This is a genomic window from Blastococcus sp. CCUG 61487 (genome assembly GCF_005222955.1).
Taxonomy (GTDB): domain Bacteria; phylum Actinomycetota; class Actinomycetes; order Mycobacteriales; family Geodermatophilaceae; genus Blastococcus.
Genome location: NZ_LWUA01000045.1, coordinates 1 through 19,720 on the forward strand (window position 1 = coordinate 1; position 19,720 = coordinate 19,720).

Below are 19,720 nucleotides of genomic sequence, written 5' to 3' on the forward strand. Positions count from 1 at the left end.
CGGCCGGAGCCGCCTGCGCCGACGGTCCGACCGGCGCACTGCTCGCGCGCGTCCTGCAGGCGCCGGAGGCAGTGACCGACGAGGCGCCGCTCGCCGGGGGCGACCCGGCGCTGCGCGTCGCCGTCGGCCGGATCGCCGCCGCGGTCCGGCTCAGCGCCCGGACCGGCTGCTCGCTCGCCGCCGTCGTCACCGCGCTCGAGGACGACCTGCGCGCCCGGCTCGCGCACCGTGCCGAGCTGCGGGCGGCGACGGCGGGGCCGCGGGCCAGCGCGCTGGTCCTGGCCGGGCTGCCGCTGTTCGGCCTGGCCATGGGCAGCGGCGTCGGCGCCGATCCGTGGCGGGTGCTGACGACGACCGGCACCGGTCAGGTGCTCCTCGTCGTCGGCTGCGGGCTCGAGGCGGCCGGCCTGGTGTGGGCGCACCGGCTGGTCCGCCGCGCCCTGCCATGACCTCCGCGCTGGTGGTGCTCGCGATGGCGGCGCTGCTCTGGCCGGGGAGCCGCGGGCAGGTCACCGCGAGGTTGCGGCGGCTGCGCCCACCGCCGGCGTCCACCCGGTCCTCGCCTCCGCCCGACGACCCGGTGCGGTCGCGCCGCCGTCGCTGGGTGCTCGCCGGGAGCGCCGGCGCCGCGGCCGGGCTGGTGGTCGGCGGAGGAGCCGGCCTGCTCGCGGCCGCGGTCGTCGCGGTCGGTGCCGAACGGCTGCTGCGGGCGGCGGCCACTACGGGGATGGCGGACGACGGCGCGGCGATCGACCGCGACCTGCCGGTGGCCTGCGACCTGCTCGGCGTCTGCCTCGCCGCGGGCCTCCCCGTCGACGGAGCGCTGGCCGCGGTGGGCTCGGCGATGCCCGGGCCGCTCGGCCCGCGGCTGGTCCACGTCGCGGCGCTGTCCCGCCTGGGCGCCGAGCCGCGGCGCGCGTGGGCGGGGCTGCCGGTGGAGCTGGCCCCGCTGGGCCGGGTGCTCGTCCGCGCGGGGGAGTCGGGAGCGACCGCGGCGGACGCGCTGGCGAGGCTCGCCGCCGACCGTCGCACCGCGCTGCGGGCGGAGACCGAGGCCGGCGTCCGGCGGGCGGGGGTGTGGGTGCTGGCCCCGTTGGGGCTGTGCTTCCTGCCGGCCTTCGTGTGCCTCGGCGTCGTGCCGCTCGTCCTCGGGATCGCCGCCGACGTCCTGGGCTGACGGTCCACAGCCGGCATCGCCCTCCACAGATGCCGCGCGCAGGCTCCGCGCAGCCCGCCCGGCCCCGAGGCTCGGTGCACCGCCCCACCCAGGGGCCCGTACCTCAGGAGGCGCCCGTGTCCAGCCAGCCCAGCACCACCGACACCCAGCCGGTCGACGGCCCCGCCCCTGACCCCGGTGGCCGGCCGAGCCGCTGGCAGCGGCTCCGCGAGCAGCCCGAGGCCGGCATGAGCACAGCTGAGTACGCGGTGGGCACCGTCGCCGCCTGCGCCTTCGCGGCCGTGCTCTACCGGGTCGTCACCGGCGGCTCCGTCGTCTCCGGCCTCACCGACCTCGTCGACCGCGCCCTCGCGACGCTCGCCTGACGGTGGCTCGTGTGACGGTGGCTCGTGTGACGGCGGCTCGCCCGCGTGCGCGCCGGCTCCGCTCCGAGGCCGGCATGGTGACGGCGGAGACCGCGGTGGTCCTGCCCGTGCTGCTGCTGGTCCTCGCCGCGGCGATCGCGGCGGTGAGCGTGCTCGGCGCCCACCTGCGCTGCGTCGACGCGGCCCGAGAGGGCGCGCGGGCAGCGGCGCGCGGCGAGGCGACCGCCGTCGTCGTGGAGCTGGCCGGCCGGGTCGCGCCGACGGGCGCGGTGGTCACCGTGTCCGCGGACGGGGCCGACGTCCGGGTCACCGTGACGGCGCGGGTCACCCCGCTGGGGCCGCTGCCCGTGGGCCGGCAGGTGGCGGCCAGCGCCGTCGCCGTGCGCGAGCCGGGTCCCGCGGCGAGCATCGGGACGGCGCCGTGAACCTCCGCGACGAGCGCGGTTCGGCGACGGTGTGGGTGCTCGCGCTGGCGGGGGTGCTCGCCGCCGTCGGGCTCGCCCTCGTCGTCCTAGCCGGGGCTGTCGTGGCGCGGCACCGGGCGGGGGCGGCCGCCGACCTGGCCGCGCTGGCGGCGGCGGGCCGGGCGGTGCGCGGTGACGAGGACCCGTGCGCGACGGCCGCGCGGATCGCGGCGGCCAACGGCGCGCGGCTGGAGGAGTGCGCCCTCGAGCCGGGCGCGGCCGTGCTCGTGCAGGTCGGCGTGCCCGTCGAGCTGGGCCCGGTCGGCGAGCGTCGCGCCACCGCCCGGGCGAGGGCCGGCCCGTGACCGGGCCGCCCGCAGGCCGGGGGTCAGGCCGCCGGGTCCTCCGCCGTCCCCAGCTCGTCCAGGACGACGTCCAGCACCCGCACCGCGCCGGCCTTGTCCAGCGGGTCGTTGCCGTTGCCGCACTTCGGCGACTGCACGCACGACGGGCAGCCGCTCTCGCACTCGCAGCTCGCCACGGTGGCCCGCGTCGCGCGCAGCCAGTCGCGCAGCACGGCGTACCCGCGTTCGGCGAAGCCCGCACCCCCGGGATGGCCGTCGTAGACGAAGATCGACGCGGTCCCGGTGTCCGGGTGCAGCGCCGTCGACAGGCCGCCGAGGTCCCAGCGGTCGCAGGTCGCGAGCAGCGGCAGGATGCCGATCGCGGCGTGCTCCGCGGCGTGCAGCGAGCCCGGCAGCTCGGTCTCGTCGAGCTCGGCCCGCTCGACGGCGCGGTCGGACAGCGTGAGCCACACCGCCCGGGTGCGCAGCTGGCGGGCGGGCAGGTCCAGCGGGAACTCGGCCAGCACCTCGCCGGTGCCGAGCCGCCGGCGTTGGTAGGCGACCACCTGGTTGGTCACGTCGACGACGCCGGTGTGCGCGGTGACCGGACCGAGCGGCCGGCTGCGGTCCACCGAGACGACGGCGAGGTCGGTGACGTCCCGGGCGACAGTCGTCCACTCGGGGCTCTCGGCGTGCACGGCGGCGCACGCGTCGTCCACGTCGAACTCGTCGACGACGAACGTCTCGCCGCGGTGCACGTACAGCGCGCCCTCGTGCACGGTCGCGTGGGCGGCGCCGCCGTCGACCGTGCCCAGCAGCCGCCCGGTCGCGCCCTCGATGATCGCCACCGGCTCGTCCCCGCTGCCCCGGATGTCGACGTCCGGCCGCCCCCGACCGGCCCAGTACCAGCCGGCGGGCCGGCGGCGCAGCTGACCGTCGGCGACCAGCCGCTCCAGCGCGGCCTCGGCGGCCGGGCCGCCGAAGGCGGGCAGGTCGTCGGCGTGCAGCGGCAGCTCCGCGGCCGCGCAGCACAGCTGGGGCCCGAGCACGTAGGGGTTCGTCGGGTCGGTGACGGTGGCCTCGATCGGCCGGCCGAAGACCGCCCGCGGATGGTGGGCCAGGTAGTGGTCCAGCGGGTCGTCGCGGGCGACGAAGACCACCAGCGACTCCTTCTGCGCCCGGCCGGCCCGGCCCGCCTGCTGCCAGAGCGAGGCGAGTGTGCCGGGGTACCCGGCGAGGACCACGGCGTCGAGCCCGGCGATGTCGATGCCGAGCTCCAGGGCGTTGGTGGTGGCCACGCCGAGGAGGTCGCCGGCCGAGAGCGCCCGTTCCAGCTCCCGCCGCTCCTCGGGCAGGTAGCCGCCGCGGTAGGAGTCGACGCGGCCGACCAGGTCGCCCCGGCCGCGGTCGTACAGCAGCCGGCGGGCCTGGTCGGCGACGGACTCCGCGCTCCGCCGCGACCTGACGAACGCCAGGGTGCGGGCGCCGCGCTCCACCAGGTCTGCGAGCAGCCCGGCGGTGTCGGCGGCCGCGGACCGGCGCAGCGGCGCCCCGTGCTCGCCGGTGCGCTCGGTCAGCGGTGGCTCCCACAGGGCGAACGTGGCACCCGGCCGCGGCGAGCCGTCGTCGGTCACCGCCACCACCGGCTCCCCGATCAGCCGCGAGGCGGCCCCGGCGGGGTCCGCGACGGTGGCCGAGGCGAGCACGAACACCGGCTCGGCGCCGTACCGGCGGCAGATCCGGCGCAGCCGGCGCAGCACGTGGCCGACGTGCGAGCCGAAGACGCCGCGGTAGGCGTGGCACTCGTCGATGACGACGTAGGCCACGCGGCGCAGGGTGCTCGACCACCTCTGGTGGGCCGGCAGGATCCCGCGGTGCAGCATGTCCGGGTTGGTGACGATCCACCGCGAGTGCCGGCGGACCCAGTCCCGCTCCTCGCCGGGGGTGTCCCCGTCGTAGGCGGCCGGCCGCACCGAGGGGTCGGCCAGCGCCGCCACCGACGCCAGCTGGTCGCGGGCCAGGGCCTTCGTGGGCGCCAGGTAGACCACGCAGGCGCGCGGGTCCTCGGCCAGCCGGCTCAGCGCCGGCAGCTGGTAGGCCAGCGACTTCCCCGACGCCGTCCCCGTCGCGACGACGACGTGCCGGCCTGCGTGGGCGAGCTCCGCCGCCTCGACCTGGTGGCGGTAGGGCGTGTCCACCCCGCGCGTGCGCAGCCGGTCGCGGAGGTCGTCGTCCACCCAGTCGGGCCACGGCAGCGTGCGGCGCTCGCGGACCGGAACGTGGTGCACGTGGGTGACCGGTCGTTCCTCCTCGGCGGTGCCGGCCAGCAGCGCCGCCAGCAGCTCGGCGCCGGGCGGCGGGACGGCCCGGGTCGGCTGGAGCGTGGTCACGCCTCCACTGTCACACCTCGCAGGGACAACGGGCGGCGACGAAGGACAAGGGTGTGATGCAGGTAACAGATCGTCGCGAAGCTCTACACGCGGTGTGATCTCCCTTACACTGCGCCGCGTTACGGTGCGCGACCGTCTGCACCGAGCGGTACCTCCGCCGACCGGGGAGCACCGGCGCCTCCCGGCGGCCATGGATGCTGGGAGAGATACGCATGCCCGACGAATCCCTGTCCGGCGGGGACATGGCGCTGGTCGCCGTCGTCCTCGCCGTCTCCTTGGCCGCACTGGCCTTCGCCGCCTATCTGATCCGGGCGGTCCTGGCCGCCGATCAGGGCACGACGAAGATGCGCGACATCGCGCTCGCGGTCCAGGAGGGCGCGGCGGCCTACCTGCGCCGGCAGTTCCGGACGCTCGGCGTCTTCGCCGTCATCGTCTTCCTGCTGCTCCTGGTGCTGCCCGTCGCGGACGGGGGCTGGGAGACCCGCGCCGGCCGCGCGGTGTTCTTCCTCGTGGGTGCGGTCTTCTCGGCCGCGGTCGGGTTCATCGGCATGACCCTGGCCACCCGGGCCAACGTGCGGGTCGCCGCGGCCGGCAACTCCGGCGGCTACCAGCCCTCGTTCCGCATCGCGTACCGCACCGGTGGCGTCGTCGGCATGATCACGATCGGCCTGGGGCTGTTCGGTGCCGCGATCGTGCTGCTGCTCTTCGACGAGACCGCGCCGATCGTCCTCGAGGGCTTCGGCTTCGGTGGCGCCCTGCTCGCCATGTTCATGCGCGTCGGGGGCGGCATCTTCACCAAGGCCGCCGACGTCGGCGCGGACCTGGTGGGCAAGGTCGAGGCGGGCATCCCCGAGGACGACCCGCGCAACGCCGCGACGATCGCCGACAACGTGGGCGACAACGTCGGCGACTGCGCCGGCATGGCCGCGGACCTCTTCGAGTCCTACGCGGTGACCCTGGTCGCCGCCCTGATCCTCGGCCAGGTCGCCTTCGGCCCGGTCGGCATGGTCTTCCCGCTGCTCGTCGCCGCGATCGGCGTCATCGCCTCCGTCGTCGGCGTCGCCGCCACCCGGCCCTCCGCCGACGACTCCAGCGGCATGGCGCCGATCAACCGCGGCTTCTTCACCGCGGCCGCGGTGTCGCTCGTGCTGGTCGCCGTCGCCGCGTTCACCTACCTGCCGGAGATCTCCGACGGCGTGGACATGGAGGTCAGCCCGCAGGTCCTCGGCTTCGTCGCGGTGCTGATCGGCGTCGTGCTCGCCGCGGCGATCCAGCAGCTGACCGGCTACTTCACCGAGACCAGCCGCAAGCCGGTCAAGGACGTCGGCCGCAGCTCGCTCACCGGGCCGGCGACGGTCATCCTGTCCGGCATCTCCCTGGGCCTGGAGTCCGCCGTGTACGCCGCGCTCCTCATCGGCGGCGCGGTCTACGGCGCCTTCCTCATCGGTGGCGGCGCGGCGCTCTACGCCGTCGCCCTCGCCGGCTGCGGCCTGCTCACCACCGCCGGCGTCATCGTGGCCATGGACACCTTCGGTCCGGTGAGCGACAACGCCCAGGGCATCGCCGAGATGTCCGGCGACGTCGACGAGGCGGGCGCGCAGGTGCTCACCGACCTCGACGCCGTGGGCAACACGACCAAGGCGATCACCAAGGGCATCGCGATCGCGACCGCGGTCCTGGCGGCGACGGCGCTCTTCGGGTCCTACAACGCGCAGATCGACGTGGCGCTGGCCGACGCGGGCGACACCCTCGGGGACGCGTTCAGCCTCGTGAACCCGAACAACATCGTCGGCGCCATCATCGGCGCGGCCGTGGTCTTCTTCTTCTCCGGCCTGGCGATCAGCGCGGTCTCGCGGGCCGCCGGCCGGGTGGTCTTCGAGGTGCGGGAGCAGTTCCGCAGCAAGCCCGGGATCATGGACTACACCGAGAAGCCCGACTACGGCGCGGTCGTCGACATCTGCACCAAGGACTCGCTGCGCGAGCTGGCCACCCCGGGTCTGCTCGCCGTCCTGGCGCCGGTCGCGGTCGGCTTCGGGCTGGGCTTCGGCCCGCTCGCGGCCTACCTGGTGGGCGCCATCGCCGCCGGCACCCTGATGGCGGTCTTCCTCTCCAACTCCGGTGGCGCGTGGGACAACGCCAAGAAGATGGTCGAGGACGGCGCCTACGGCGGGAAGGGCAGTGAGGCGCACGCGGCCACGGTCATCGGCGACACCGTCGGCGACCCGTTCAAGGACACCGCGGGCCCGGCGATCAACCCGCTGATCAAGGTGATGAACCTCGTGGCGCTCATCATCGCCCCGGCGGTCGTCAGCCTCTCCGTCGGCGAGGACGCCAACGACCCGGTGCGGGTGCTCATCGCTCTGGTGGCGACGGCGATCATCGTCGCCGCCGTGGTGATCTCGAAGCGGCGCTCCGTCGTCATCGGCGAGGACACCGGGCAGACGACGGGGACGCTCACCACCTCCGCTCCCTGATCCGACCCGCACCGCGACCCTCCCGCCGGCCGGCGGGAGGGTCGCGGCCGGTCGGGACCCGACCCCTTCGCGGGAGTCGGTCGGTGCCCGCGGGAACAGCGACGGCGCGCGCACGTTCGAGAGGGCGACGGCGCGCCCACGGACGGTCACCCCGGCCACGTGTCGGTCCCGTGGCCTACCGTGGCGCGCCTAGGCGGCAGCGCGGCCCCCGCGCCGCGGCTCGACGCCGCCGACGCACACGGCATCACCGCGCAGTACCGACAGGAGCACCGTGCCCACCAAGACCAGGCAGAGCCAGAGCAGCGGCGACACCGCCGGCGGGACCGCCACCCCCGCCCGGCGCGGCTCGGCCGCGTCCACGGGCAAGCCGCTGGTCATCGTGGAGTCGCCGACCAAGGCGAACAAGATCGCCGGCTACCTCGGCAGCGACTACGTCGTCGAGGCCAGCGTCGGGCACATCCGCGACCTGCCGCGCAACGCCGCCGATGTCCCGGCCGAGCACAAGGGCGCCGCGTGGGCCCGGCTCGGCGTCGACGTCGACAACTCCTTCGAGCCGCTCTACGTGGTCAGCCCCGACCGCAAGCAGCAGGTGAGCCGGCTCAAGCAGCTGGTCAAGAACGCCAGCGAGGTCTACCTCGCCACGGATGAGGACCGCGAGGGCGAGGCCATCGCCTGGCACCTGGTCGACACGCTCAAGCCCCGCGTGCCCGTGCACCGCATGGTCTTCCACGAGATCACCCCCGAGGCGATCGCCCGCGCCGTCGCCAACCCGCGCGAGCTCGACACCGACCTCGTCGACGCCCAGGAGACCCGGCGCATCCTCGACCGGCTGTACGGCTACGAGGTCAGCCCGGTGCTGTGGAAGAAGGTCCTGCCCAAGCTCTCGGCCGGCCGGGTCCAGTCGGTCGCGACCCGCATCGTCGTCGAGCGCGAGCGGGAGCGGATGGCCTTCCACGCCGCCGACTACTGGTCGCTCGAGGGCACCTTCGCCGTCCCGGGGCAGGCCGCCGGCGCCGACGAGGGGGAGCCCACCACGGTGCGGGCCAAGCTGGTCAGCGTCGACGACAGCCGGGTCGCCACCGGCAAGGACTTCGACCCCGCCACCGGCCGGGTCACCGGCGAGGTCGTGCACCTCGACGAGGCCGGCGCCCGCGGGCTGGCCGCGCGGCTCGAGGGCCGGCAGGTCTCGGTCAGCCGGGTCGACGAGAAGCCCTACCGCCGTCGTCCGTACGCGCCGTTCACCACCTCCACGCTGCAGATGGAGGCCGGCCGCAAGCTCGGCTGGTCCTCGGCGCAGACCATGCGGGTGGCCCAGCGGCTGTACGAAAACGGCCACATCACCTACATGCGCACCGACTCGACCAACCTGTCCGAGGAGGCGATCAACGCGTCCCGGCAGCAGGCGCGCGAGCTCTACGGCGACGCCTACGTCCCGGCCGAGGCGCGGCGGTACAGCAAGAAGTCCAAGGGCGCGCAGGAGGCGCACGAGGCGATCCGCCCCGCCGGGGACAGCTTCCGCACCCCCGGTCAGCTGGCCGCCGAGCTCGCCCGCGACGAGTTCCGCCTCTACGAGCTGATCTGGCAGCGGACCGTCGCCTCGCAGATGGCCGACGCCGTCGGGCAGACGGTCAGCATCCGCCTGGCCGGCCGCAGCGCGACCGACGAGGCGGTCGAGTTCACCGCGTCGGGTCGCACCATCACCTTCCCCGGCTTCCTGCGCGCCTACGTCGAGTCCCGCGACGAGGGCGCGCAGAAGGACGGCGACGACGACCACGGCAGCGACGACGCCGAGCGCCGGCTGCCCCGCCTGGAGCGCGGCCAGCAGCTGGACACGCAGGCGCTCGACCCGAAGGGGCACACCACCCAGCCGCCGTCGCGGTACACCGAGCCGAGCCTCGTCGCCCGGCTGGAGGAGCTGGGCATCGGCCGGCCCTCCACGTTCGCCTCGATCATGCAGACGATCCAGGACCGCGGATACGTGTGGAAGAAGGGCAACGCCCTGGTGCCCTCGTTCATCGCGTTCGCCGTGGTCAACCTGCTGGAGCAGCACTTCGCCCAGCTCGTCGACTACGACTTCACCGCCTCGCTGGAGCAGGAGCTCGACGAGATCGCCGGCGGCAACCTGCAGCGGGTCGACTGGCTGACCGAGTTCTACTTCGGCGGCGAGGGGCGCGGCAGCGGCATCGCCGAGTCCGGTGGCCTGAAGCAGATCGTCGGCCAGCGGCTGGAGGAGATCGACGCCCGCGGCGTGAACTCCATCCCGCTGCAGGCCACCTCGCGCGACGGCGAGCCGGTCGTCGTCCGGGTGGGCCGGTACGGCCCGTACCTGCAGGCCGGCGGCGAGGACGGCGCGCGGGTCAGCATCCCGGAGGACATCGCGCCCGACGAGCTCACCGAGGAGAAGGTGCGCGAGCTGCTCGAGGCGCCCTCCGGTGACCGGGAGCTCGGCACCGACCCGGAGTCCGGGCACCCCGTCGTCGTGAAGGCCGGCCGCTACGGCCCCTACGTCACGACCGTCGTCCCCGAGGGCAGCAAGGAGAGCCCGCGGACGGCGAGCCTGTTCGCGTCGATGTCGCCGGAGACGCTGACCATCGACGACGCGCTGAAGCTGCTCACGCTGCCGCGCACGGTGGGCACCGCCCCCGACGGCGAGGAGATCCAGGCGCTCAACGGCCGCTACGGGCCGTACCTGAAGAAGGGCACCGACTCCCGGTCGCTGGACGGCGAGGAGAAGCTGTTCACCGTCACCCTGGACGAGGCGCTGGCGATCTTCGCCCAGCCCAAGCAGCGCGGCCGTGCCGCGGCGAAGGCGCCGCTCAAGGAGCTGGGCCCCGACCCGGTCACCCAGGGGCAGATCACCCTGCGGGAAGGCCGCTTCGGCCCCTACGTGACCGACGGCGAGACCAACGCCAGCCTGCGCAAGGGCGACGACGTCGAGACGATCACCCTCGACCGGGCCGCGGAGCTTCTCGCCGACCGGCGCGCTGCCGGTCCGGCCAAGAAGAAGAAGGCCGCGAAGAAGACCACGGCCAAGAAGACGGCGGCGAAGAAGACCACGGCGAAGAAGACAGCGGCCACGAAGGCCCCGGCGAAGAAGCAGGCCGCCGACGCACCGGTCACGGCAGGCTGAGCGGCAACCTCAGGCGGGCAGCGAGCCGACGGCGAAGATCCGCCGGAAGGGCAGCAGCGTCGTCCCGTCGGGGCGCTCGGGGTAGGCCTCGCGCAGCGCGGCGGCGTACTCGGCGGTGAACTCGGCCGCGTCGTCGTCCCCGAGCCGGGCCAGCACCGGCCGCAGCTGGGTCGCGCGCACCCAGGCGAGTACGGGGTCCGAACCCGTCAGCACGTGCAGGTAGGTCGTCTCCCAGACGTCGACCGTCAGCCCCGCGGCGGTGAGGACGTCGAAGTAGCCCCCGGGCTCCAGGACGACGTCGCTGCCCCGCGGGACGTTGCCCACCTGGTCCGCCCAGCGGGACGACCGGCACAGTTCACGCAGCAGTACGTGCGTCGGCGCGCCGAAGTTGCCCGGCACCTGCACGGCCAGCCACCCGCCTGGGGACAGGCGCGACCGCCACTCGACGAGCAGCCGCTCGTGGCCGGGCACCCACTGGAGCACCGCGTTGGTGACCAGCACGTCGACCGGTCCGGACGGCCGCCAGTCGCGGACGTCCTGTAGGACGAAGTCCACCCGCCCGGGGCGGGCGTGCGCCCTGGCCGCGGCCAGCATGGCGGCCGATGAGTCGACGCCGGTGACGCGCGCGCCGGGCCAGCGCTGGGCGAGACGCGCGGTGAGCGAGCCCTCGCCGCAGCCGCGATCCACCACGACCGCTGGGGACACCGCCCGGACGCGCGCCATCAGGTCGGCGAAGGGCCGGGAGCGCTCGTCGCCGTACCGGAGGTACAGCGCGGGATCCCAGGCGCCGCCGTCGGTTCTCGCGGGATCGGGTCGCACCACCCTTCGGAACGCTAGTCGGCCGGCGGGCCACGCGGACGACCGATGCAGTTCCGTGCCTCCTCCGGGCGGGAACGTGCCTGGATCGTCGGTCCCGGCCGGTAACGTGAGGCCGCGCTCGGGGCTGCCTGTCCCGTTCCTACGTCCCCGGGAGTCGTGATCCAGTCCGACCCGACGCCTCCGGTGTCGCCGAGCGAGGAGCCGGCGATGCCGGGCTCCAGCACCCCGCACCCGCCCGCCGGCTCGGCGGGCGAGCCCGCCGCGCCGCCCCAGGCGGACGCGCTCGGGTCGGTCGGCCTGGCCGACAAGCTGCGCTCGGTCCTGCGGATCCGCGACTTCCGCCGGCTCTGGTACAGCACCAGCCTGTCGAGCTTCGGTGACTGGCTGGGGCTGCTGGCCATCACGGCCACGGCCACCGCGCAGTTCGACGAGTTCGCCGCGCAGAACTTCGCCCTCGGCGCGGTCCTGCTCTTCCGGCTGCTGCCCGCGATCGTCCTGGGCCCGGTGGCCGGTGCCTTCGCCGACCGCTTCGACCGCCGCAAGACGATGGTCGCCACTCACGTCGTGCGCTTCGCGCTGTTCGCGTCGATCCCGCTGGTCAACGAGATCGTCTGGCTGTTCATCGCCCAGTTCGTGATCGAGGCCGTGAGCCTCTTCTTCATCCCGGCGAAGGACGCCGCCGTCCCCAACATGGTCCGGCGGGACCAGCTGGAGCCGGCCAACCAGCTCTCGCTGGTGACCACCTACGGGCTCACGCCGGTGCTGGCGGCGGTGGTGTTCGCGCTGCTGGCGGTCATCGGTGCGCCGCTGAGCGAGGCCTGGTCCGGGTTCGACGAGGTCGACCTCGCCCTGTACCTCAACGCGCTGACCTACCTGGTCGCCGCGGTGATCATCTGGAACCTGCCGTCGATCAGCGGGCGTCGCGCCACCGCCCCGGTGTCCGAGGGCGGGGAGAGCTTCCTGGGCTCGCTGCGCAGCGGCTTCACCTTCGCCGGGCACACGCCGCTGGTGCGCGGCCTGGTCGTCGGCATCAGCGGCGCGTTCATGGCCGCGGGCGTGGTCATCGCCACCGGCCAGGCCTTCGCCCAGTCCCTCGACGCCGGCTCGGCCGCCTACGGCCTGCTGTTCGGCGCGGTCTTCGTCGGCCTGGGCATCGGCATCTCCGTGGGACCCAGCGTGGCCCGCGACCTGTCCCGCCAGCGGCTGTTCGGGGTTGCCATCGTCGGCGCCGGGATCATGGTGACGGTGCTCGTGTGGAGCGTCGCGCTGTGGATGGCGCTCGTGCTCGTCGTCGCGATGGGGTTCTTCGCCGGGATCGCCTACCTCGCCGGGTTCACGCTGCTGGGCACCGAGGTCGACGACGCCGTGCGCGGCCGCACGTTCGCGCTGGTGAACTCGCTGGTCCGGGCGGCGCTGATCCTCAGCCTCGCCTTCACGCCCTTCGCCGTCGGCCTGTTCGAGCGCCGGACCGTCGACCTCGGCTGGTTCGACGTGGTGCTCAGCGGCGAGCGGCTGGCGCTGTTCGCCGCCGGGCTCATCGCCATCGGCGTCGGCGTCCTGGCCTACCGGCAGATGGACGACGGCCGGCCGGTGCCGCTGGTCGCCGACGTCGTCACCGCCCTGCGCCGCGACACGACGGCGCGGCGGCGGCTGGCCGGGGGCGGCGTGCTCATCGCGTTCGAAGGCGGGGAGGGAGCCGGCAAGTCCACCCAGGTGAAGCGGCTGCAGGAGTGGCTCACCAGCGAGGGGCTGGTCGCGAAGGCGACGTTCGAGCCGGGCGCGACGCCGTCGGGCGCCGGGATCCGCTCGATCCTGCTGGACCGCTCGCACGCCGGCATCACGCCGCGCTCGGAGGCGCTGCTCTACGCCGCCGACCGTGCCCAGCACGTCGACGACGTCGTCCGGCCCGCCCTCGAGGCGGGCGAGGTGGTCATCACCGACCGCTTCGTGGACAGCTCGCTGGCCTACCAGGGCGCCGGCCGGACCATCCCCCTGGACGACGTCCGCTCGCTCAGCCGGTGGGCGACAGGTGGCCTGCGGCCGGACCTGACGGTGCTGCTCGACCTGCCGCCGGAGACGGGGCTGGCGCGGGCCCGTGGCCGCGCGGCCGCCGACCGGATGGAGTCGGAGTCCCTCGAGTTCCACCAGCGGGTGCGGCAGACCTTCCGCGCGCTCGCCGAGACCGACCCCGACCGGTACCTGGTGCTCGACGCGACCGGCAGCCCCGACGAGCTGGCCGCGGCCGTCCGGGTGCGGGTCGCGGACCTGCTCTCGGGACTGCCCCTGCAGACGCTCCCGCCGGACGACGCCGGCGGCGACGAGGGGCGTGCCGGCCGCCAGCACGCGCCCGCCGCGCGCCGCCCGCACGTGCAGACCGGCGCCACCCCCCAGCTGCACCCGTGAGCGGCGCGGACGTCTGGGCCCGGGTCATCGGGCAGCCGACCGTGGTCGACGAGCTCCGGGCGGCCGTCGCCGACCCCGCCGCGATGACCCACGCCTGGCTGTTCACCGGCCCGCCGGGGTCCGGCCGGTCGGTCGCCGCGCGCGCCTTCGCCGCGGCGCTGCAGTGCCCGGCCGGTGGCGACGGCACCTGCCACGCCTGCCGGACGGTGCTCGCCGGCACCCACGCCGACGTCACGGTGATCGTCCCGGACGGGTTGTCGATCGGGGTCGCCGAGGCGCGCGAGCTGGTGCGCGTCGCCGGCCGGTCGCCGACCCAGGGGCGCTGGCAGACGATCCTGGTCGAGGACGCCGACCGGATGAGCGAGGCGGCCGCCAACGCCGTCCTCAAGATGATCGAGGAACCGCCACCGCGGACGGTGGTGATGCTCTGCGCGCCGAGCCTGCACCCCGACGACGTGCCGGTCACCATCCGCTCGCGCTGCCGGGTGGTGGCGCTGCGCACCCCGCCGGTGGCGGCGGTGGCCGAGGTGCTCGAGGCCGACGGCGTCGACCCGGCGCTGGCCTCGTGGTCGGCGGCGGCCTCGGGTGGGCACGTCGGCCGGGCTCGGCGCCTGGCCCGTGACGAGGACGCGCGGCTGGCCCGCAAGGCGGTGCTCGACGTCCCGCTGCGGCTGGTCTCGCTGACCGCCTGCATGGACGCCGCCGACGACCTCGTCGGCTCGGCCAAGGAGGAGACGGAGGCCGCGACCGAGGTGCTCGACGACGCCGAGACCGAGGCGCTCAAGGCCAGCCTCGGCGTCGGCGCGCGTGGGCCCGGGGTCGTGGCGGCCAGCCGGGGCAGCGCGGGGCAGCTCAAGGAGCTGGAGCGGCGGCAGAAGTCGCGGGCCACCCGCATCGGCCGCGACTCGCTGGACCGCGCGCTGGTGGACCTCGCGGGGCTGTACCGGGACGCGATGGTGCTCGACTCCGCCCCCGACGCGGACCTGCCGCTCAACCACCCCGACCGGCGGGCCGACGCCGCCGAACTGGCCCGCCGGATCGGCGCCGCGGGGGCGCTGCAGCGGATCGACGCGATCCTCGACTGCCGCACGGCCCTGGAGCAGAACGTCAAGCCGCAGATCGCCGTCGAGGCGCTGACGGTGGCGCTCCGGCTGCCCGCGTAGCGGTCGACGACCCTGCGCCGGGCGGCCGACGGGTTGCCGTAGTCTGTGCGGGCACGTCCGCCGCCTTAGCTCAGTCGGTAGAGCATCTCACTCGTAATGAGAAGGTCGTCGGTTCGATTCCGACAGGCGGCTCTCCTGGGCCAGCGGGTCCGTCCTCCGGGGCGGGCCCGCTGCGTCGTTCCGGGAGCGCCACCAACGCGGACGGCGGCCCACCTCGGGTGAGGTGGGCCGCCGTCGGTGCGCTCGCCGGACCCGGAGGGCCGGGGTGTCGCCTCAGTGGTGGGCGGAGCCGTTCTTGGCGCGCTCGAGCGAGGCCTTGATCTCCTCCTCGGCCGCCTCGCGGCCGACCCACTCCGCGCCCTCGACGGACTTGCCGGGCTCGAGGTCCTTGTAGGTCTCGAAGAAGTGCTGGATCTCCAGGCGATCGAACTCCGACACGTCGGAGATGTCGATCAGGTGCGACATCCGCGGGTCGGTCGCGGGCACGGTGAGGACCTTGTCGTCCCCGCCCGCCTCGTCGGTCATGCGGAACATGCCGATGGCCCGGCAGGTGATCAGGCACCCGGGGAACGTCGGCTCCTCGAGCAGCACGAGGGCGTCGAGCGGGTCGCCGTCCTGTCCCAGGGTGCTCTCGATGTAGCCGTAGTCCGCCGGATAGCGGGTGGAGGTGAACAGCATCCGGTCCAATCGGATGCGTCCGGTGGCATGGTCCAGCTCGTACTTGTTCCGCTGGCCCTTCGGGATTTCTACCGTCACGTCGAACTGCACGCGCCTAGTCTCTCTCATGGCACCTCCGCGCGATTCCCCGGAGGTGCCTTCGTGGGGGGTGGGCACCATCGCGTCGACCGGTTCGACGATCGTCACAGCCAAGACCGGACGGTTCCGTCGGCGCATCGCACTGGGCAGCATCGCCCTCGTCGTCCTTCTCGTCGGCGGCGGCATCGCCCTCTTCGGGGGGCTCGGCGGTGACGACACCCCGGAGGCCGTCCGGGTCGCGGTCGAGGACGCCGAACTGCCCGAGCTGCCCGACGTGACGCCGGTGCTGGCCTCCCTCGACAGCGCCGCGCCCGCCCCCGACCCCGACGTGCTCGCCGCCCGGCTCGGCCCGCTGCTGCAGGCGCCGGGGCTCGGCGCCGGGGTGTCCGCGGAGGTCATCGACGTCGAGAGCGGGGACGTGCTGCTCGGGCTGGACGCCGACGCCCCGTCCACTCCCGCCTCCACGGCCAAGCTGCTCACCGCGGTGGCCGCGCTCACCACGCTGGACCCGGCGCAGACCCTGCCGACGACGGTCGTGGCCGGCGCCACGGCCGGCGAGGTCGTCCTCGTCGGCGGCGGCGACCCCACGCTGTCGCGCACCTCGCCGTCGCAGACCTATCCGGGCGCCGCGACGGTCGCCGACCTCGCCTCGCAGGTGGTCGCCGCCCTTCCCGCCGGCACCAAGGTCACCCGGGTCGTCGTCGACAACTCGCTGTTCACCGGACCGCTCACGGCCACCGGCTGGGGCCCGGCGGACGCGCCCTCGACCTACGCCGCCCCGATCACCGCCACCGCGGTCGACGGCGCGCGGGTCAGCCCGGGCTCCCAGGCCCGCAGCGGGCAGCCCGGCATCGACGCCGGTGCCGCGCTCGCCGACGCCCTCGGTGCGCCCGGGGCGACCGTCGTCCTCGGCGACGCCCCGCAGGGCGCGAAGACCCTGGCCACCGTGCAGTCGGCACCGGTGCCCCGGCTGGTCGAGCAGATGCTCTCGATGTCGGACAACGTGCTCGCCGAGGCGCTGGCCCGTCAGGTCGCGCTGGCCCGCGACCTGCCGGCCTCCTTCGAGGGGGCGGCCCGAGCGGTCGTCGCCGCGGTGGGCGACGCCGGCGTCGGGACCACGGGTGTCTCGCTCGCCGACGGCAGCGGGCTCTCCCGGCTGGACCAGGTGCCCGCCGGCGTGCTCACCGAGATCGTCGCGGGCGCCGCGGACGGCTCGCTGGGCGAGGCCTCCGCGCTGCTCTCCGGCCTCCCTGTCGCCGGCTACGACGGCACGCTGTTCGACCGGGGCGACGCGAACACCGCACCGGGTGCCGTGCGCGCGAAGACCGGCACGCTGCAGGGCGTCCACGCGCTCGCCGGCACGGTGGTGACGCGGGACGGCCGGCTGCTGGCCTTCGCCGTCATCGCCGACCAGTCCACCGGCGAGGCCGCCGCCGAGGCCGCGCTCGACGACGTCGCCGCCACCCTGGCCGCCTGCGGCTGCTGAGAGGACCGCCGTTCCTCGCACGCTCGGCGCGGCCCCTGCAGCAGGGCCTACGGTGAAGCGATGAGCAGCGCCTCCTCGATGGTCGACTGGGATCTCGCCGGCCGCACCGCCCGCTCGCTCATCAACCCCGGCCCGAGCACCACGCGGGAGGACGCCGCGGCCGTCGTCCGCGAGCTGCACGAGGCCGCGGCCACCGCGGTCGCGCACGTGGAGGGCCTCACCGGGATGACCGCCGCCGCCGGGGCGCCCCTGCCCGAGGTCGCCGTCGTCGACCGCCCGGGGTGGGTGGACGCCAACACCCGCGGCATGTCGGCGCTGCTGGACCCGCTCGTGACCGCGCTCGCGGAGCGGCAGGACAGCCGGCCCGGCCCCCTCGCCACCGCCATCGGCTCGCGGGCGACCGGCATCCAGGCCGGCGGCGTCCTCGCGTTCCTCAGCTCCCGCGTGCTCGGCCAGTACGAGGTCTTCGGCAGCGGCGGCCGGCTGCTCCTCGTCGCCCCCAACATCGTGGCCGCGGAGCAGAAGCTCGGCGTCGACCCGTCGGACTTCCGGCTGTGGGTGTGCCTGCACGAGGTCACCCACCAGCTCCAGTTCACCGCCGTCCCGTGGCTGCGGCCCTACCTCGGGGCCCAGATCGCCGAGTTCGTCGAGGCCACCGACCTGACCGTGGACGTCCTGCGCGATCGCGTGCAGGACGTGCTGCGCGGGGTGGTGGGCGCGATCCGCGGTGACGACGGCGACTCCGAGGGCCTGATGGCGCTGATCCGCGACCCCCGCCAGCGCGAGGTGCTCGACCGGGTCACCGCGGTGATGAGCCTGGTCGAGGGGCACGCGGAGTACGTGATGGACGGCGTGGGCCCGGACGTCGTCCCGTCGGTCCGCACACTGCGCAAGCGGTTCGCGCAGCGCCGCAAGGGCCGAGGGCCGGTGGACCGGGTGCTGCGCCGGCTGCTGGGCCTGGAGCAGAAGATGAAGCAGTACGCCGAGGGCCGGGTGTTCGTCGGCGGCGTCGTCGACCGGGCCGGCATGGCGGGCTTCAACCAGGTCTGGGCACGGCCGGAGAACCTGCCCCGGATCGACGAGCTCACCGCCCCCGAGCGCTGGGTGGAGCGGGTGCTGGGCCGTCCGGCCATCCCCGCCTGAGCGTGGTCGGCCCGCACCCCGCCGTGGCCGCGGTCCGCGTGGCCGTCCGTGCCGGCCTGACCGGGCAGCCGGTGCTGGTGGCGTGCAGCGGGGGAGCGGACTCCCTCGCGCTGGCCGCCGCGGTCGCCTTCGAGGCGCCGCGGGCCGGGCTGCCCGCGGGCGCGGTCACCGTCGACCACGGCCTGCAGCCGGGCTCGGCGGAACGGGCGGACCGGACGGCCGCGCTGCTGCGCGGGATGGGGCTGGACCCCGTCGTCGTCCTCCCGGTCGAGGTGGGTGCCGACGGCGGACCCGAGGGCGCGGCCCGCTCGGCCAGGTACGCGGCGCTGGCCGCGGCGGCCGCCGAGCACGGGGCGTGCGTCGCGCTCGGGCACACCCTCGACGACCAGGCCGAGACGGTGCTGCTGGGCCTGGGCCGCGGCTCCGGCCCCCGGTCGGTCGCCGGGATGGTCGAGCGCCGGGGGCCGTGGTGGCGTCCGCTGCTGGGGCTGCGCCGGGCCACCACCCGCGAGGCCTGCGCGGCGCTCGAGCTGCCGGCCTGGGACGACCCCTGGAACGACGACCCCGCCTACACCCGGGTGCGGCTGCGGACCGAGGTGCTCCCGCTGCTGGAGGAGGTCCTCGGTGGCGGCGTCGCGCCGGCGCTGGCGCGCACCGCCGCGTTGCTGCGGACCGACCTCGACGCCCTCGACGACCTGGCCGGCGCGCAGCTCGCCCGACTGGTCGATGCCGGTGGCCTGCCGGCCGCCGACCTCGCGGCGCTGCCCGCCGCCGTCCGCACCCGTGTGCTCCGCGGCTGGCTGCGCCGCGCGGGCGTGCCCGACCTGCAGGCGGTGCACCTGGCCGCCGTGGACGCGCTGGTGGCCGCCTGGCGCGGCCAGGGCCGGGTGGACCTACCCGGCGGCGCGGGCGTCGCCCGCACGTCTGGCAGGCTGGTGCTGCAGGCCCCCGGAGCACCGGCCGGCCGCCCGCACGACCCGCCCCCCTGCACCCGAGGAGAGTCCGTGAGCGACGCCGTCAGCACCACGGGGGCGCTGGGCCCCGACCACGGCTACGGGCCCGACATCGACCACGTGCTGCTCAGCGAGGAGCAGATCCAGGCGAAGATCGGCGAGCTCACCGAGCAGGTCGCCGCCGACTACGCGGGCAAGGAGGTCCTGCTCGTCGGCGTCCTCAAGGGCGCGGTGCTGTTCATGAGCGACTTCGCCCGCGCGCTGCAGCTGCCGACGCAGATGGAGTTCATGGCGGTCTCCTCCTACGGCTCGGCGACCAGCTCCTCGGGCATCGTCCGGATCCTCAAGGACCTCGACCGCGACATCACCGGCAAGCACGTGCTCGTGCTCGAGGACATCATCGACTCCGGGCTCACGCTGTCCTGGCTGCTGAAGAACCTGGGCGCGCGCTCGCCGGCCTCGCTGGAGGTGTGCGCGCTGCTGCGCAAGCCCGACGCGGTCAAGGTCCAGGTACCGGTGAAGTACCTCGGCTTCGACATCCCCAACGAGTTCGTCGTCGGCTACGGCCTCGACTACGCCGAGCGCTACCGCGACCTGCCCTACATCGCGACCCTCAAGCCGGAGGTCTACACCTCCTAGGAGGCGTCGGGGACGGCGGTGTGCCCCGATCGGTGCACGCGGGCTCTCGCCCAGGGATCGCACAGGGTCGCCGG

Annotated in this window: 15 protein-coding genes and 1 tRNA gene; 13 read left to right on the forward strand and 3 right to left on the reverse strand. The window is 75.1% G+C overall.

Going from position 1 to position 19,720, the window contains the following annotated elements; all coding sequences use genetic code 11:
* The 5 genes from A6V29_RS04180 to A6V29_RS04200 form a co-directional block, all read left to right on the forward strand.
* Window positions 1–449: type II secretion system F family protein (locus tag A6V29_RS04180; protein WP_170977681.1), on the forward strand; the 449-nt coding region annotated here is incomplete at its 5' end.
* Entirely contained in the window at window positions 446–1,177 is a 732-nt protein-coding gene (locus A6V29_RS04185) for a type II secretion system F family protein (RefSeq protein ID WP_137159132.1), read from the forward strand. The genes A6V29_RS04180 and A6V29_RS04185, both read left to right, overlap by 4 nt.
* 116 nt (window positions 1,178–1,293) lie before the next feature.
* Complete coding sequence (locus A6V29_RS04190; RefSeq protein WP_249933008.1) at window positions 1,294–1,542, forward strand: DUF4244 domain-containing protein; 249 nt, start codon at window positions 1,294–1,296, stop codon at window positions 1,540–1,542.
* A gap of 11 nt (window positions 1,543–1,553) precedes the next feature.
* Complete coding sequence (locus A6V29_RS04195) at window positions 1,554–1,967, forward strand: TadE family type IV pilus minor pilin (protein ID WP_249933009.1); 414 nt, start codon at window positions 1,554–1,556, stop codon at window positions 1,965–1,967.
* Entirely contained in the window at window positions 1,964–2,311 is a 348-nt protein-coding gene (locus tag A6V29_RS04200; protein ID WP_137159134.1) for an Rv3654c family TadE-like protein, read from the forward strand. The genes A6V29_RS04195 and A6V29_RS04200 overlap by 4 nt, the downstream gene beginning before the upstream one ends.
* A gap of 23 nt (window positions 2,312–2,334) precedes the next feature.
* On the opposite strand, the gene A6V29_RS04205 is transcribed toward A6V29_RS04200, so the two are convergent.
* Window positions 2,335–4,680, reverse strand: coding sequence for a DEAD/DEAH box helicase (locus A6V29_RS04205; RefSeq protein ID WP_137159135.1), 2,346 nt, complete (start codon window positions 4,678–4,680; stop codon window positions 2,335–2,337).
* Between the two features lie 212 nt (window positions 4,681–4,892).
* Between A6V29_RS04205 and A6V29_RS04210 the strand changes: the two genes are divergently transcribed.
* Together A6V29_RS04210 and topA are read left to right on the forward strand one after the other, a co-directional pair.
* A complete protein-coding gene (locus A6V29_RS04210) occupies window positions 4,893–7,154 on the forward strand; it encodes a sodium-translocating pyrophosphatase (RefSeq protein ID WP_137159136.1) in 2,262 nt (753 codons plus the stop codon).
* Window positions 7,155–7,425: 271 nt separating this feature from the next.
* Complete coding sequence (gene topA / locus A6V29_RS04215) at window positions 7,426–10,284, forward strand: type I DNA topoisomerase (protein ID WP_137159137.1); 2,859 nt, start codon at window positions 7,426–7,428, stop codon at window positions 10,282–10,284.
* A gap of 9 nt (window positions 10,285–10,293) precedes the next feature.
* Here the strand turns inward: topA and A6V29_RS04220 are convergent, their stop codons facing one another.
* A complete protein-coding gene (locus tag A6V29_RS04220) occupies window positions 10,294–11,106 on the reverse strand; it encodes a trans-aconitate 2-methyltransferase (RefSeq protein WP_249933010.1) in 813 nt (270 codons plus the stop codon).
* 204 nt (window positions 11,107–11,310) lie between these two features.
* Here A6V29_RS04220 and tmk point away from each other — a divergent pair, with 204 nt between their 5' ends.
* From tmk to A6V29_RS04235, 3 genes are all read left to right on the forward strand, one after another.
* Window positions 11,311–13,506, forward strand: a complete 2,196-nt coding sequence (gene tmk, locus A6V29_RS04225; protein WP_137159138.1) for a dTMP kinase — start codon at window positions 11,311–11,313, stop codon at window positions 13,504–13,506.
* The gene (locus tag A6V29_RS04230) at window positions 13,503–14,669 is read left to right on the forward strand and encodes a DNA polymerase III subunit delta' (RefSeq protein ID WP_137159139.1); all 1,167 of its coding nucleotides are present in this window, start codon (window positions 13,503–13,505) and stop codon (window positions 14,667–14,669) included. Before tmk ends, A6V29_RS04230 begins: the two co-directional genes overlap by 4 nt.
* 59 nt (window positions 14,670–14,728) lie before the next feature.
* Window positions 14,729–14,801: transfer RNA gene (locus A6V29_RS04235), tRNA-Thr, on the forward strand.
* 141 nt (window positions 14,802–14,942) lie between these two features.
* Here A6V29_RS04235 and A6V29_RS04240 read toward each other — a convergent pair.
* A complete protein-coding gene (locus A6V29_RS04240) occupies window positions 14,943–15,437 on the reverse strand; it encodes an inorganic diphosphatase (protein WP_137159140.1) in 495 nt (164 codons plus the stop codon).
* A 58-nt stretch (window positions 15,438–15,495) separates the two neighbouring features.
* Here A6V29_RS04240 and dacB point away from each other — a divergent pair, with 58 nt between their 5' ends.
* Genes dacB through hpt form a run of 3 tightly spaced genes read left to right on the forward strand, consistent with a single transcriptional unit; the run spans window position 15,496 to window position 19,646 of the window.
* Window positions 15,496–16,911, forward strand: a complete 1,416-nt coding sequence (gene dacB, locus A6V29_RS04245) for a D-alanyl-D-alanine carboxypeptidase/D-alanyl-D-alanine endopeptidase (protein WP_137159141.1) — start codon at window positions 15,496–15,498, stop codon at window positions 16,909–16,911.
* A 60-nt stretch (window positions 16,912–16,971) separates the two neighbouring features.
* Window positions 16,972–18,054 carry an Rv3626c family coenzyme F420 biosynthesis-associated protein gene (locus tag A6V29_RS04250; RefSeq protein WP_137159142.1) on the forward strand — a complete coding sequence of 361 codons (1,083 nt, stop codon included), beginning with the start codon at window positions 16,972–16,974 and terminating at the stop codon, window positions 18,052–18,054.
* Between the two features lie 2 nt (window positions 18,055–18,056).
* Entirely contained in the window at window positions 18,057–19,646 is a 1,590-nt protein-coding gene (gene hpt / locus A6V29_RS22095; protein ID WP_137159143.1) for a hypoxanthine phosphoribosyltransferase, read from the forward strand.
* Window positions 19,647–19,720: the final 74 nt, after the last annotated feature.